Source organism: Cytobacillus solani, assembly GCF_006704205.1.
In the GTDB taxonomy this organism is placed as follows: Bacteria; Bacillota; Bacilli; order Bacillales; family Cytobacillaceae; genus Cytobacillus; species Cytobacillus solani.
This window is the reverse complement of the sequence record NZ_CP041305.1, coordinates 3395908-3409703: the sequence shown is the minus strand read 5'-3', so window position 1 is coordinate 3409703 and position 13796 is coordinate 3395908. Positions and strand designations below refer to the sequence as shown.

At 37.2% G+C, this 13796-nt stretch carries 13 protein-coding genes; 5 read left to right on the top strand and 8 right to left on the bottom strand.

Going from position 1 to position 13796, the window contains the following annotated elements:
• Positions 1–38: 38 nt before the first annotated feature.
• The 3 genes from FI644_RS17030 to FI644_RS17020 all read right to left on the bottom strand — a co-directional run bounded on the left by FI644_RS17030 (position 39) and on the right by FI644_RS17020 (position 4293).
• Entirely contained in the window at positions 39–2201 is a 2163-nt protein-coding gene (locus FI644_RS17030) for a peptidoglycan D,D-transpeptidase FtsI family protein (protein ID WP_142108648.1), read from the bottom strand.
• A 137-nt stretch (positions 2202–2338) separates the two neighbouring features.
• Positions 2339–3556 carry an MFS transporter gene (locus tag FI644_RS17025; RefSeq protein ID WP_053477024.1) on the bottom strand — a complete coding sequence of 406 codons (1218 nt, stop codon included), beginning with the start codon at positions 3554–3556 and terminating at the stop codon, positions 2339–2341.
• 128 nt (positions 3557–3684) lie between these two features.
• Positions 3685–4293, bottom strand: coding sequence for a superoxide dismutase (locus tag FI644_RS17020; RefSeq protein WP_056685721.1), 609 nt, complete (start codon positions 4291–4293; stop codon positions 3685–3687).
• A gap of 387 nt (positions 4294–4680) precedes the next feature.
• On the opposite strand from FI644_RS17020, the gene FI644_RS17015 reads away from it, so the two are divergent.
• Positions 4681–5376 carry a Crp/Fnr family transcriptional regulator gene (locus tag FI644_RS17015; RefSeq protein ID WP_053477026.1) on the top strand — a complete coding sequence of 232 codons (696 nt, stop codon included), beginning with the start codon at positions 4681–4683 and terminating at the stop codon, positions 5374–5376.
• A gap of 55 nt (positions 5377–5431) precedes the next feature.
• Here FI644_RS17015 and FI644_RS17010 read toward each other — a convergent pair whose 3' ends face one another.
• Together FI644_RS17010 and FI644_RS17005 are read right to left on the bottom strand one after the other, a co-directional pair.
• Positions 5432–5914 carry a DUF456 domain-containing protein gene (locus FI644_RS17010; RefSeq protein WP_053477589.1) on the bottom strand — a complete coding sequence of 161 codons (483 nt, stop codon included), beginning with the start codon at positions 5912–5914 and terminating at the stop codon, positions 5432–5434.
• Between the two features lie 75 nt (positions 5915–5989).
• Positions 5990–7597, bottom strand: a complete 1608-nt coding sequence (locus FI644_RS17005) for a Na/Pi cotransporter family protein (RefSeq protein WP_379999339.1) — start codon at positions 7595–7597, stop codon at positions 5990–5992.
• A 253-nt stretch (positions 7598–7850) separates the two neighbouring features.
• Here FI644_RS17005 and FI644_RS17000 point away from each other — a divergent pair, with 253 nt between their 5' ends.
• Positions 7851–8621: a DUF1189 domain-containing protein gene (locus tag FI644_RS17000; RefSeq protein WP_142108647.1), complete on the top strand. Its 771-nt coding sequence runs from the start codon at positions 7851–7853 to the stop codon at positions 8619–8621.
• A 38-nt stretch (positions 8622–8659) separates the two neighbouring features.
• On the opposite strand, the gene FI644_RS16995 is transcribed toward FI644_RS17000, so the two are convergent.
• On the bottom strand, positions 8660–10327 hold the full coding sequence (locus FI644_RS16995; RefSeq protein ID WP_246066957.1) for a methyl-accepting chemotaxis protein: 1668 nt from the start codon (positions 10325–10327) through the stop codon (positions 8660–8662).
• A 216-nt stretch (positions 10328–10543) separates the two neighbouring features.
• On the opposite strand from FI644_RS16995, the gene yqfZ reads away from it, so the two are divergent.
• Together yqfZ and ispG are read left to right on the top strand one after the other, a co-directional pair.
• Complete coding sequence (gene yqfZ, locus FI644_RS16990; RefSeq protein ID WP_053477030.1) at positions 10544–10867, top strand: protein YqfZ; 324 nt, start codon at positions 10544–10546, stop codon at positions 10865–10867.
• Between the two features lie 123 nt (positions 10868–10990).
• Positions 10991–12100: a flavodoxin-dependent (E)-4-hydroxy-3-methylbut-2-enyl-diphosphate synthase gene (gene ispG, locus FI644_RS16985; RefSeq protein ID WP_165571531.1), complete on the top strand. Its 1110-nt coding sequence runs from the start codon at positions 10991–10993 to the stop codon at positions 12098–12100.
• A 50-nt stretch (positions 12101–12150) separates the two neighbouring features.
• On the opposite strand, the gene FI644_RS16980 is transcribed toward ispG, so the two are convergent.
• On the bottom strand, positions 12151–12528 hold the full coding sequence (locus FI644_RS16980) for a DUF308 domain-containing protein (RefSeq protein ID WP_142108646.1): 378 nt from the start codon (positions 12526–12528) through the stop codon (positions 12151–12153).
• A gap of 222 nt (positions 12529–12750) precedes the next feature.
• On the opposite strand from FI644_RS16980, the gene FI644_RS16975 reads away from it, so the two are divergent.
• Positions 12751–13320 carry a nucleotidase gene (locus FI644_RS16975; RefSeq protein ID WP_053477033.1) on the top strand — a complete coding sequence of 190 codons (570 nt, stop codon included), beginning with the start codon at positions 12751–12753 and terminating at the stop codon, positions 13318–13320.
• A 26-nt stretch (positions 13321–13346) separates the two neighbouring features.
• Here FI644_RS16975 and FI644_RS16970 read toward each other — a convergent pair whose 3' ends face one another.
• Positions 13347–13781: a Fur family transcriptional regulator gene (locus tag FI644_RS16970; RefSeq protein ID WP_053477034.1), complete on the bottom strand. Its 435-nt coding sequence runs from the start codon at positions 13779–13781 to the stop codon at positions 13347–13349.
• Positions 13782–13796 lie beyond the last annotated feature (15 nt).

Sequence of the window (13796 nt, the reverse complement as noted above, 5' to 3'; positions counted from 1 at the left end):
GCTCCCCCTTAAGGGAACAGGCCTATTGTATAATTCTTCTATTCTTGTTCCGTTTTTTTGCCATCCGTTTCTTTCTGATCTTCGGTTGAATGATCCGTATTGGCTGTACCGGATTGTCTTTGCTTCTTTAATTCAAAATACGTATCTAACACACGTTCAGCAATGTTTCTATTCGCATAATGGCCATGGCTTCCTTGGTAGGCCCATGGGACTAAGACAGCGATTGCGACTTCAGGATTGTCATAAGGAGCGTAACCCACATAGCTTAAGTTAATAACCTCTGGCGGCTCTTTGCCATATTTGCTCCGTTCAGGTCCATCATAGAACGCCTCGGCTGTACCAGTCTTTCCTGCTGGATTATAATCCTTCCCTTTCGCGCCAAAGCTAGAATAAGCTGTTCCACCAGGTTCCTGAGTAACTTTTTTGAAACCTTCCTGAACACGGTCTAGCCATTCTTCTTTTCCTTCGATGCGGTTAAGTACTTTCGGTTCAATTTCCTGGATAATTGGTCCAATTTCTCCGTTTTCCATTAATGGCTCGCGGATTTCTTTCACTATATGCGGCTCCATTCGGTTCCCGCCATTTGCAATCGTTGAAACGTATTGAGCAAGCTGCATATTCGAATACGTGTCATACTGCCCGATCACTAAGTCAAGCATGAAACCTGGCTTTGTTCCAGTCCCTTTAAAGCCAGACTGTTCATTTGGAAGGTCAATACCTGTTTTAACTCCTAATCCATATTGAGCAAAAGAATTACGAATCGTAGTAAATCCCTCGGGATTTAACCATAATGGACGTTCAGGGATATATTTACCCTTACCCCCGCCTATATTAATCGCAGTGTGGAACATATAGACGTTTGAAGAAAACTTAAGAGCAGTAATATCTGACATCGTGCCAAGTCCAGCTTTCCAAGATTTCTTAGGTGGAGTGCCCTTAATTCTTATGGGTGTGTCATAGAAGGTATCTCCTGGTTTGATCGCACCTGTATTAAATCCAGTCATTATCGTCGCACCTTTGACTGTCGAGCCAACATTGTAAGTCGTTTGGATATTTCCAAGCGCATCATCCATAATGACTTTTTCCCCATTTTCCTTCTTCACGATTCGTTTTCCAGACATTGAGAGAATCTCCCCGGTACGAGGATCCATCAGGACAACATAGGAACGATCGAGTAAAAGAGTACCTGATTTTCCCTTCGCTGCTCTTAATTCCTCTTCTACAATTTTGTCAACAGCCATTTGAAGGTCCATATCTATACTTAGTACAAGATCCTTCCCTCTTTTACCTTCTGAAATCGGAATCGTTTCTAATACATTGCCTGCCTTATCGGTGATGTTCTTCACTTTCGCTTTCTGCCCGTGCAGCACATCCTCATATTGCAGCTCAATTTGACTTTTCCCCACCCGGTCATTACGGCTGTAATCCCGTGCTAAATAATAATCAAGCTGCTCAGCAGGAAGTCCATCATCAGACACATTGCCAAGGACAGACTTCAACGTATCGCCAAACGCATAATACCTTTCCCAATCTGTTGTTGTATCCACGCCAGGCAGCCGCTGCAGGTTTTCACTGACAACAGCAAATTCCTCATCAGTTACTCCCTTATTTTTTACCATTTGCGGTGTTAGCGCATAACCGCTTGAAAAATCACGGTAAATCGCAAGAACTTCTAGATCAAATGCAGTTAATTCATTTAATTCTTCCTCTGTGATGCGGTCAAGCTGAAGCTGATAAATTTTCTTGTCTAACTCCTTACCTTCCAGCTTCTTCTTTAATTTTTCTATTTCCTCATCAGATACCTTCGCATCTGCACGCTTCGAGTTTTCTAAAATCCAATAATCCTTTTTATCTCTTTCCTGGACTTTACTTGTATCTTTTTCAATAAGCGTTGCAAGTTTCTTTGCAACTTCTATCATTTCATCCTGCTTTGCCCCTCTATTTGTATACGTGATTGCATTTTGCGGGGTATTATCAACGATTATCTTCCCTGTCCGATCCATCATTTTTCCTCTTGGTACAGGATTATTCACTGTAATGTCTTCTGTCCGCTCTATCTCTCGTCGATAATCATCTCCATAAACAATTTGCACAAATCCAAGTCTAAGAATTAATACCGAAAACAGAATAAAAACGATAAAGAATAAGACATTTACCCTGAATGGTACATGTGACTTCTTCTTCTTCTTTTTTTGCTTCAATGTTTATTTACACATCCTTTATCCAGTTCACTTTATCACTTATCTTTATTCTATAAGAAAACAATAAATTATTCTATTAAGAACCTATAATTGTGATAAGAAATATTTCCCTAAAAAAGAAATGTGTACGCAGGCAGTTAGATTGACTGGAAATGAATTTTCCTGATAAACAAATAGATGATTAAATGACCGATGCCTAAAGCAAGAAGAAGAATGGGTATTCCTTTTTCTTCATTAAGAAAAACAACCACACCGAGGAAGGCAAGTATAGAAACAACTCTTCCAGAATTCAAAAAAATTTCACGAACCACAATATATTCTATCCTCATTTCAGCTGCCTTCCATCCCTTCCCTATCACATCATAAGTCATGGATATATATGGAACTAGTAATAGTGGGTAGGCAATAGCAATAATTCCAGCGTAAAATAACAGCTTGGGATAAGTTAAATTAAAAATGATTAAAAAAATGGCAGCATACAAAATGACTCCACCAATGAGAATGGCTTTTTTTCGCTGATTTTTCTTAAGCAGCCTCGATACGCTGTAGTATGTAATAAATGAAACACCTGAATTAACAAGACCAAATGTTCCTAATGCCATTTCACTTCCTGTGGAAATAAATACAAAAACAGATATGATAAAGGCAAATGTCCCTTCACGTAAACCTTGGAAAAAATGTGCGTTCGTAATGAGCCGCCAATTCATATTGTTTTTTCTTTCTGCAATAATTCGTTTAAACCAGTACTTTCCATTTGCTGGCCGTCTTTTAATAAAGAAGCTTAAAAAAACAGCCAATGAAAAGAGTCCTAGTGAAATTCCAAATATGATCGAATATCCAGTGAACTTTTCCATTCTTGAAATAATTAAACCTGCAGCAATAGGACCAATCATTCCCCCGACAGACGTCAGAATGCCGAGAAATCCGTTAAAGAAATCCCGATTTTCTGGTTCAGTAATTTCAAAGGTTAACACATTAAATGCAAGCCAATAAAAGCCATACCCTACCCCTAATAACGCACCTAAAAGCAATAAAAATTTGGACGCATATGTACCTACAGCTAAAACGGTTAAATAAAATGCCGCCAAAAATATGACACCAATCCTTAGAACGATCACCCGATCAATTTTCTTAGCCCATCTGCCTGCTAATATAAAGGTCAGCGGTTGTATGACAACAATAGTTAAATTATATAATCCTAAATCCTTAAATTCACCAGACTGCTTCCATAGATAAATGTTCACAAATGTATTCGATAAAGCCACACTTAATGAATAGAGTCCGCCTATCAATAGCAGTAAACCTAAATCCTTTGTTAATTCTACATCTCCGATCAACTTTTTCACTTTACTCATAAAAAAACTCCCCTTCACATCTAAAGGGTAGTTTTCATCAAAACGGAGTTGCTTATTCAATAATTCTCTAATCAATCAAATAGAAAACACGGCAGAAATTTCTGCCGTGCTTCTCTGTATCAACCCTATTATTTTGCAGCGCTATAACGCTTAGAAACTTCATCCCAATTTACAACATTCCAGAAAGAATTAATGTATTCTGGGCGACGGTTTTGATATTTCAAGTAGTATGCATGCTCCCAAACATCTAAACCTAATAATGGAGTCTTGCCTTCCATTAATGGTGAATCTTGGTTTGGAGTGCTAGTTACTTCAAGCTCGCCATTGTTTACTGCAAGCCATGCCCAGCCAGAACCGAAGCGAGTAGTAGCTGCTTTTGCAAACTCTTCTTTAAAGCTATCGAAGCTGCCAAATTTGCTGTTAATTGCAGCAGCTAAATCTCCTGTTGGCTCACCGCCACCGTTTGGAGAAATAACCTGCCAGAATAAGGAGTGGTTTGCATGACCACCGCCATTATTGCGGACAGCCGTACGAGCTGCTTCTGGAACAGCATCAAGATTTGAGATTACTTCTTCAACTGATTTAGAAAGAAGCTCATCGTTTCCTTCTAATGCATTATTAAGATTAGTCACATATGTGTTATGGTGTTTAGTGTGATGAATATTCATTGTTTCTTTGTCGATATTTGGTTCTAGTGCGTCATACGCATAAGGTAATTGCGGTAATTCGAATGCCATTATAAATTCCTCCCTATGTAAATAAATTAAGCCTTCAGAATTCTTTTACGATTCCTATCATTCTAATTTTAGAATGATTATTCAGGCCTTCCATATAAGATTACCAAAATAAGATAATCCTTTCAATGAAAATGCTTAAGCAATTGCTTTTCATTTAACTTGAAGATTTCTCCAAATTACAAATATACCTTCCCCTATTTTTTTATAAATCATACAACTATTCCATATTTCGTTAAATTGTCATGATTTTGACGAACACCTATCAGTCAACGACTTAAGTCATATAATCAACCGGAGTCATCTAATAAAATTCAACTATGTCATTGACAGCTTACCCGTATTTCCTTTTAATCAAAATTATAAATTCATGGAAAGGAGTCTACAATTATGAAAAACTTTAACCTTTCACTATATAGCGTACTTATCCAGCATTTTATTGGAAACGAAACTGTTCAACTAATTAAGTCTGGATCAATCCTCTTTCAAGAGAAGGACAAGGTTAACAATGTTTACATATTATTATCTGGAAAAGTTTCCATAGGAAGAATGAATATTCACGGAAAAGAATTTATCCTGAAATTATTAAATGGAGAAGAAATCATTATTGAATATCAGATATTCAGACATGCTCCTAAGTACCACTTTTTCGCAAAGGCGATTACTGATTGTGAAATGATTATCGTAAAAAGAGAGCTATTCGAGGAATTTATTTTACAGGACCGGGAACGATTAAGTAACTTGACATCATGGTTGAGTACTAGATATTTAAAGGCGCAGATGATCTGTCAGGATTTAATTATTCACGGAAAAAAAGGCGGACTTTATTCCATTTTAATCAGGCTATGCAACAGCTATGGGGTCAAAACAGAAGAAGGAATTCTAATTGATTTTCCGCTTACACATCAGGAGTTAGCGAATTTAACATTTGGGACAAGGGAAGTCATCCAGCGAATGCTGAAGGAGCTAAGAGAAAATGATATCATTTCCTATGAACGCCAAAAATTCACCATTAAAAATTTAAATTACTTAAAAAAGGAAGTGGATTGCCTAAATTGTCCTTTCGAGATCTGCGGAATTAATTAAATAGATGAAAAGGACCCACTGCATTTAAAGGGGTCCTTTCTAGTTTAAAATAACATTATAAAACAACAAAAATAAAATAAACGATCATTACAGCTTGTATAATTCCCTTTGTTACAACACTGCTGATGAAACCGATAACAGAGCCAAATCCGATTTTTGCAGCTTCCTTCCATTCTTTTTTATGAACGGCAAGCTCTGCTATAAAGGCACCTAAAAACGGACCAATGATAATTCCAAAGACAGGGATGACAAAGGGACCCACTAGGAGGCCTATTGTGCTCCCCCATATCCCTGCTTTTGAACCGCCGAACTTTTTCACTCCGATTAAATTTGAAATGTAATCTGCTCCAAATAGCAACAACACAAAAAGTCCTTGTATCACCCAAAAGAGCCAGTTAAATGGCTCAAAGGAAAAGAATATCCCGTATAGAATAAATCCGCCTGCAACAAACAGCACACTAGGGATAATAGGATAGACAAGCCCAATGAAAGCAATCACAAATAATATAATAATTAATGTCCAATACAAAGTATCCATGACTCTATTACTCACCAGCCTTTTTTATATAATAAAGGAAGGAGATGCCCCTCCTTGCTTATCCCCTTCATTCAATCATTCTTCACCTAAAATCGCTTCTGCAATATTTACCGCATGATCGCCAATCCGTTCAAGATTACTCACAATATCAACATAAACAATCCCAGCTTGAGCTGAGCAGAGACCCTCATTTAAACGAAGAATATGCTGTTTTCGCAGTTTTCTTTCCATTTTATCAATGGCTTCTTCTTTTTTCACAACATCTAATGCTGCTATTCTATCTTTATGATCCAATGCATGGATAGATTCTTTCACAGTTGAGATTGTAAGTTTAAACATTTCTTCTAAATCTGCGGATGCATTTTCCGAGATTTGCACTTTATTTGCTTGTTGGTACTCTGCAAGCTCAATAATATTTTCATAATGATCCCCGATACGCTCGATATCTCTGACAGTATCCATAAGCATTGTATGCTCTTCTGATTCATGAGCAGATAATGAGCTTGTAGAAAGCTCAATTAAATAATCCGTAATTTTCCGATCGAGATTATTAATCGCATCCTCCAGCTGCATGGCATTGCTTGAATGCTTTGTGTTTTTTGTTTTTAAGAATTCACATGTTTCATCAAGACCTCGAATAGCAAATTGCCCCATTCTTAACACTTCTTCCTTAGCTTGGCCAAGGGCAATAGAAGGAGATTGCTGGATAAATACAGGATCAAGATGTTTAGCTTTGTATTCCATTACAGCATCTTCACCAGGAATTAATTTGGTTACGATGATTGCTAATACTGCAACAAATGGCAATTGAATAATTGTATTTGACGCATTGAATATCCCATGTGCAAAAGCAATGGTCATCTCAGGATTTAGCCCCATGGCTGACTGAATAAATTCGATTAATAATGTAAATGGCTTTAAAAGAATCAAGAAAATAGTTGTCCCAATTAAATTAAATAGAACATGAACAGCAGCTGCTCTTTTTGCGGCAACAGATGCGCCGATTGATGCTAATACCGCTGTTATTGTTGTTCCAATATTGTCTCCAAACAGAACAGGTAATGCGGCATGGATATCAATAAGCTGTTCAGAAAACAGTCCTTGAAGAATCCCAATCGTTGCACTTGAGCTTTGGACAATTACCGTAAAAACCGTTCCAACAATTACACCTAGAATTGGATTCTCACTCATATTCAGTGTCAGCTCATGGAAAGCTTCAAGTGTCCTTAATGGCTTCATTCCGCCACTCATTAATTCTAATCCATAAAAGAGAGCACCAAAACCAAACACGATTTGACCAATATTATGTATTTTTTGGCTTTTGAAGAAGAATAGTAAAATTGCTCCTAATGCAATAATAGGCAGAGCATATGCACCCACATCGATTCCTATAATGAAGGCAGTTACGGTCGTTCCTATATTTGCACCCATAATCACACCAATTGCTTGTCTGAGTGTCATGAATCCGGCACTAACTAATCCAACTGTTATAACTGTAGTTGCAGAACTGCTCTGAATAAGAATAGTCACAAGCATTCCCGCAAATACTCCCATTACAGGATTCGTTGTGAAACGATCAAGTAAATCCCTTAACCGATCACCAGCCGATTTCTGAAGCCCGTCGCCCATTGTTTTAATCCCGTAAAGAAAAATTCCAAGGCCTCCTAGAAATTCAAAAATCATTTGCTGAATATCCAATTCCACTATTTCCCAACCCCTATACCTTTATTCGACATATTTCATCAAACTCCTTACAATTATTAATGAATATGAATAAAGAGTAAAGTTTTCTACAGCTAAATTTACAACACCTTAACAAACATGCTTAATATTACATTTATGTTACAAATTTTTTGCAGCGTTAAATTTCTACTACTTGTACAGAAGTTTTTATGCGGGTAGAATAAAGGATGAATTCTATTAAGGGTGTGTCCAAATGAATATTTTCAACCAGTTTATAAAAAGTCTTTATTCACCGAAGGATATTGCACAATATCGATTTCAAGGAATCGGCAAAACGATATTGTATGTGTTTTTTCTAACCTTTCTATCCCTTATTCCCTCAATTATTTATTTCAGTACAGCTTTAATAAATGGTATGGAAGCAATACAATCTAGCGTTAAAACGGAACTTCCTTCATTTGTTATTGAAAATGGTGAAATGCAAGCAGATCTTGAAGCTCCAAAAATTATTAATAAAGATGAATTTACTATTATCCTTGACCCAACTGGAACAGTTGACCAAGAGGAATTGTCTAACAGTAATAATACGATTGCATTATTAAAGAATGAAGCCTTTATTAAAGCAGGAGGTCAAACTCAATCCTTCCCTTATTCCATGGTACCGGATTTCACATTAACAAATGATGATTTGGAGAATATTTTAGCTTCAATTGATTCTTCGTTAGCCATTATCATTCCACTTATTGCGGTAGTTATTTATATTGTTGCTGCCGGGTTGAAATTTATCGAGATTTCATTTCTTGCCTTAGTCGGTCTTTTATTGCAAAAGCTTATGGACGTTAATATGCAATATCGTCACACTTGGAGAATAGCGGCATATAGTGTAACGCTGCCTACAGTTTTCTTTACGGTGATGGACAGTCTAAGGACGTTGGTTCCTAATGGTGCCATTATTAATTGGTTTGTTGCGTTTATCATTTTATTATTAGTAATAAAAGAGATACCAAAACTAGAGAAAAAATAAAACGCGCAAATCTGCGCGTTTTCCTTTAGGTACTCTCTTTATTTAGCGTATCGAAATTCCGCATTTAGCATTGCAAGTGATTGAGATAAATCAGTCAGTCTCTCACCTGCTTCATGACTTTGTTTCATCTTGATCATTTGCCTTTCTGATGCTTTCATCATCTGTTCTGCACTTGCTACCGTTTCTTGGGAAACAGAAACATAATTCTCCGTAGCTGACTCTATCTTTGGCAATAAGAGATTCAAGCCGGCTAACTCCCCTTGTGCCTTTTCAATCATCTTGCTAACCATTGCAATTTCAAGCATTAATTGATCAAAAGATTCCTTGCTTGCCGATGCTGTTTGGACATGTGATTGGAAATTATTCATCATCCCAGCAAATTCATTGGAAGCCTTAACCGAAATAGTTGTCATTTTCCCAATTGTGTTCTTTATTTCACTCGTTGCAATCGACGATTGGTCAGCTAACTTTTTTACTTCATTGGCAACAACCGCAAAGCCTTTCCCCGATTCACCTGCTCTTGCTGCTTCAATCGCAGCATTTAAAGCCAAGAGCTTCGTTTGCTCTGCAATTTGCTGAATAATCATAACTACATTGGCAATTGATTCTGAGTGATCTTTAACAGCCTGAACTGATGACGCAACATCTTTAAACTCTATTTCAAAATGATTAAATGCAGCAATTAGATTCCCAACTTTTTTTTCACCCTCATTGGCTGAATAATTCATTGTTAGTACTTTTTCCATAACAGCTTTCATATGTTCAAAAATGTTATTAAGAGATTCGTTCATTTCTTGAAACATTTGAATACTGTCCTCAGAACTGACAGCTGTTTGTTCAGCACCCATTTTAACCACTTGGATCGCATCCATTAGCTGTTCATTTTCCTCCAATACTTGTCCAGAGCTATTTCTTAGTTCTTTCCCGGTATAGGATAGATCCTTAGTCGTCGATGAAATTTTAAATAAAAGCATGCTCATTTGACCAATCATCGCATTAAAGCTCTTCACAAGCGAAGTGATTTCAGAGGTGGTTGTATTTGTTTCTATTCGGACATCTAAATTTCCGCTCCTTGCTTCTTTCATGACCTCTCTTAGCTTAATAAGGGGATTGGTCAAACTTCGTACCATTATTATGAGAATAGCAGATGTTAGAATAAGGCTAATGCATGCAACAATAAATATGTATTTCGCCATCTCATTTATATCTTGTAAATATTGTTCTTGAGGTATAGCAATGAGATAAATCCCTTTTAATTCTTGAACTGAATGAAAGGAAAGTGTATAAAGCTCCCCATCTATTTTCTGATGGAGTAAGCCATTCTGCTTTTTTCTAATTTTCTCAAGTATATTTTCTGTAAAACTAATCGTTGAGTTCTTACTTATTAGAAAAGGAGTCGCTCCTTTGTTATTAACTAAAAAATAATTCCCTTCAAACCCATCTTGTGCTAGATCAGCATCCTGGGTTTTAATAACCTGATTCATTTTTTTGTGGAATTTTTCCTCCTGGCCTACATAAATGAGCATCACATTTTGGGCCATATCATAAATGCCTGCCACCTCTTTATTCAGACGCTGCTCCATTAACTTTATCGCAGTATCCTTAGACTTCCCGTATGAAATATACGCAACGGTTGAAACCGTCAACAGCAGTAGGCCTAAAATCATGACTAATAATTTTGTTTGTAGCGATAATTTCTTTAGCAAGATATGATTCCTACCTTTCCCATCTCTTTAACAAACACGATTACGTTCCGACTTTCTACCTACATTATGACAAAGGAATATTAAGAATATGTAAATGATAGGTAAGATTATCGTAAACATGATTACAATCTTAAAGTTTTATCTAAGTTCTAATCTTTATTGGACAAGCATACATATGGGATATGCAAGCAAATTATTCCGGAGGTATTGCTCAATATGAAAAGATTAGTCGCACTATTATTAGCAGCACTGACGATTTTTGTTATTTATTATGACTTAAGCAAAGGGACGCTGCCAGTTGATAATGAACAATCAATCGAAGCAACCTCCATGACAAATACAGCCGAATCCTTCTTTGAAAAAAAGGTCAACCCAGGAGAAACGGTCCTTTCCATTATTGAACAAAAAATGAAAGGTCCCCTTCCAGTTAGTATCACAGATGTAATCTCTGACTTTTCAAATTTGAATAGTGGTTTAAAGCCTGAAGAACTAAAATATGGAGAAACGTACAAGTTTCCTTTATATAGCAGCAAAAACTAAAAAGTTCCCTTTATTGGATAAACCATCATTCTTGTCAATTCGATTGATTCATTGATACAATATGAAAGTGGATTGTTTAAATAATTAACTGTAAATTAAAGGAGCGAATCTCCATTGACTGAAATGATACATCGTACAAAAACACGTCCAGTTAAAGTGGGACCATTAACAATTGGCGGCAGCAATGAGCTGTTTATCCAAAGTATGACAACAACAAAAACACATGACGTTGAGGCAACAGTTGCTGAAATCAAACGTCTAGAGGAAGCAGGCTGTCAAATTGTCCGCGTTGCTTGTCCTGACGAACGTGCAGCAAATGCCATTGCAGATATAAAAAAACAAATCAATATTCCACTTGTTGTAGATATCCATTTTGATTACAAGCTTGCTCTTAAGGCAATTGAAGGCGGAGCAGATAAAATCAGGATCAATCCAGGAAATATCGGGAAACGTGAAAAGGTGGAAGCAGTTGTTAAAGCTGCAAAAGCAAAGGGGATTCCTATTCGAATTGGCGTAAATGCGGGATCTCTTGAAAAACGAATTCTTGAGAAATATGGATATCCTACTGCTGATGGGATGGTTGAAAGTGCTTTGCATCATATTAAAATCCTAGAGGACCTTGATTTTCATGATATTATCGTATCGATGAAAGCTTCTGATGTTAATTTAGCCATTGAAGCCTACGAAAAGGCAGCAAAAGCATTTGATTACCCATTACATTTAGGTATTACTGAATCGGGTACATTATTTGCGGGTACAGTTAAAAGTGCAGCAGGATTAGGTGCAATTCTTCATAAGGGCATCGGAAATACATTAAGAATTTCTTTAAGCGCAGACCCTGTAGAAGAGGTTAAAGTGGCTCGGGAATTACTTAAGGTATTTGGCTTGTCTTCCAATGCTGCAACATTAATTTCCTGTCCAACATGCGGCAGAATAGAAATTGACTTAATTAGCATCGCCAATGAAGTAGAAGAATATATCCAAAAAATTAAAGCTCCAATTAAAGTAGCCGTACTGGGCTGTGCTGTAAATGGACCAGGTGAAGCACGTGAAGCTGATATTGGTATTGCTGGTGCACGCGGCGAAGGACTTCTATTCCGCAAAGGAGAAATTGTCCGTAAAGTTCCTGAAGCAACAATGGTTGAAGAATTAAAAATTGAAATCGATAAGATTGCTGAAGAATACTTTGCGAAACAAGAAGAGGAAAAGAAAAAAGCTGAAAGTGTAAACTAAACATAAGGATAAGAGCCTGGCATTTGATGCCAGGCTCTTTTTTCTCCGCTTTAAAAAAACGGCAGAATAAACATCCCTACGATAATTGACACGACTCCAATTCCAATCGCCCAGCTGCCAAGGGCAGTAGCACCTCTTCTTCTGGCAACGAAACCAAGCACAATGCCTGTAGCTCCAAACAGGATTGGCAGCACGAATAAGGATAGAATAGAAAGTGCAAGAGCAGCAATGCCCACACCTTTTCCTGCGGTTACAGATTCCCTTTCCCGCTCACCCGTTCTACTTATGCGTCTATCATAGGAAATCGGTGCAGCGAGTTCAGCTGAGGTTTCTTCCGTGAAATCTGCAGTTCCATATTGGTCTTTACCTCCAATTTGCTCGCTATGCCGAAGATCGTAATCCTCATAATCGCGGTCTTGATCTGCCATTTACTTGATCCCTCACTTTCATTAGTGGAATCATGTAGATTCCCTTATGATCTTGTCTCGCTTACTTTGGAGCATTATTATTGTTCACCTAAAGGACCAAAATATTGTTGTTAATCTTTAACTCTTCACCTGAAATTTTCTAATGATCTGAAATCCATTCTCGACCGAACCATTCAACTGCGCTAAGATAAAAGTGAGATTATTTTTAAAGGAGCGTTTCAAATGAAGAAGCGATTTGGAATTGATATTGATGGAACCGTTACATGTCCTTCCTCCATCATTCCCTATATAAATAAAGAGTTTAACGTAAATATTACATTAAATGATGTGAAGCAATATGATTTAACCCATGTTGTCGATTGTACCGAAATAGAGTTTGCCGATTGGTTTTTGAAAAGCGAACCTATCATTTATGCAGCATCTCCACTAGCAAAAGGAGCAAAAGAAGTATTAAAAAAGTGGGAGACTGTGCATGACTTAATTTTTATTAGTGCACGTGGTCCTCACCTTCTTGAAATAACAAAGGAATGGTTTTTAAAAAATGCCCTGCAGTTTAATCATATTGACTTACTAGGCACACATAATAAAATTGAGGCTGCGAAAAACTTTCAAGTGGATATATTCTTTGAAGACAAGCACGACAATGCAGTCATGCTTCACGAGGAATGTCATATTCCCGTTATCTTATTTGATACCCCTTACAATCGAGAGCCCATTCCAAATGGGGTAATCCGGGTAAATTCATGGTCTGAGGCAAATGCGTGGGTGGACAACTGGTTAAAACAACAATAAAAAAACGGCTATGCCGTTTTTTTATTTTAACTATATGCTGCATCCGTATGCTCGAAGCATTCAGGACATTTTCCATAAATCTCAAATTTATGACCTGAAATATCGTAGCCTCTAAGATGATCCTGCACTTCTTTCATTGGACATGTATTTATTTCCTTCGTTTTTCCGCAATCTAAACAAATAAAATGATGGTGGTGATGCTCATGCGCACATGTATAACGAAAATGCTTTTCCCCGGACAACTCTGTCATTTCAAAAATTCCAAGATCAACAAATAATGATAAATTCCTGTAAATCGTATCAAAACTTAAACCAGGGTAGTCATCCTTCATCCAAGCGAGCACATCTCTTGCCGTTAAATATTTATTGCTTTTCGCAAAAAGTTCAAGCATTTCTTCCCGTTTCCCCGTATGCTTATAGCCCTTTTCCTTTAAAAGCTGTAACGCTTCATTCACATCCATTTTATTCACCTCTAA

Bases quoted from the DNA above. Each gene is read 5' to 3' on its own strand.
- FI644_RS16980 (WP_142108646.1), bottom strand. From the start codon at position 12,528: ATGGCAGATCAAGACCGCGATTATGAGGATTACGATCTTCGGCATAGC.
- FI644_RS17005 (WP_379999339.1), bottom strand. From the start codon at position 7,597: ATGATTTTTGAATTTCTAGGAGGCCTTGGAATTTTTCTTTACGGGATT.
- FI644_RS17015 (WP_053477026.1), top strand. From the start codon at position 4,681: ATGAAAAACTTTAACCTTTCACTATATAGCGTACTTATCCAGCATTTT.
- FI644_RS16970 (WP_053477034.1), bottom strand. From the start codon at position 13,781: ATGGATGTGAATGAAGCGTTACAGCTTTTAAAGGAAAAGGGCTATAAG.
- FI644_RS16975 (WP_053477033.1), top strand. From the start codon at position 12,751: ATGAAGAAGCGATTTGGAATTGATATTGATGGAACCGTTACATGTCCT.
- FI644_RS17010 (WP_053477589.1), bottom strand. From the start codon at position 5,914: ATGGATACTTTGTATTGGACATTAATTATTATATTATTTGTGATTGCT.
- FI644_RS17025 (WP_053477024.1), bottom strand. From the start codon at position 3,556: ATGAGTAAAGTGAAAAAGTTGATCGGAGATGTAGAATTAACAAAGGAT.
- FI644_RS17020 (WP_056685721.1), bottom strand. From the start codon at position 4,293: ATGGCATTCGAATTACCGCAATTACCTTATGCGTATGACGCACTAGAA.
- yqfZ (WP_053477030.1), top strand. From the start codon at position 10,544: ATGAAAAGATTAGTCGCACTATTATTAGCAGCACTGACGATTTTTGTT.
- ispG (WP_165571531.1), top strand. From the start codon at position 10,991: ATGATACATCGTACAAAAACACGTCCAGTTAAAGTGGGACCATTAACA.
- FI644_RS17000 (WP_142108647.1), top strand. From the start codon at position 7,851: ATGAATATTTTCAACCAGTTTATAAAAAGTCTTTATTCACCGAAGGAT.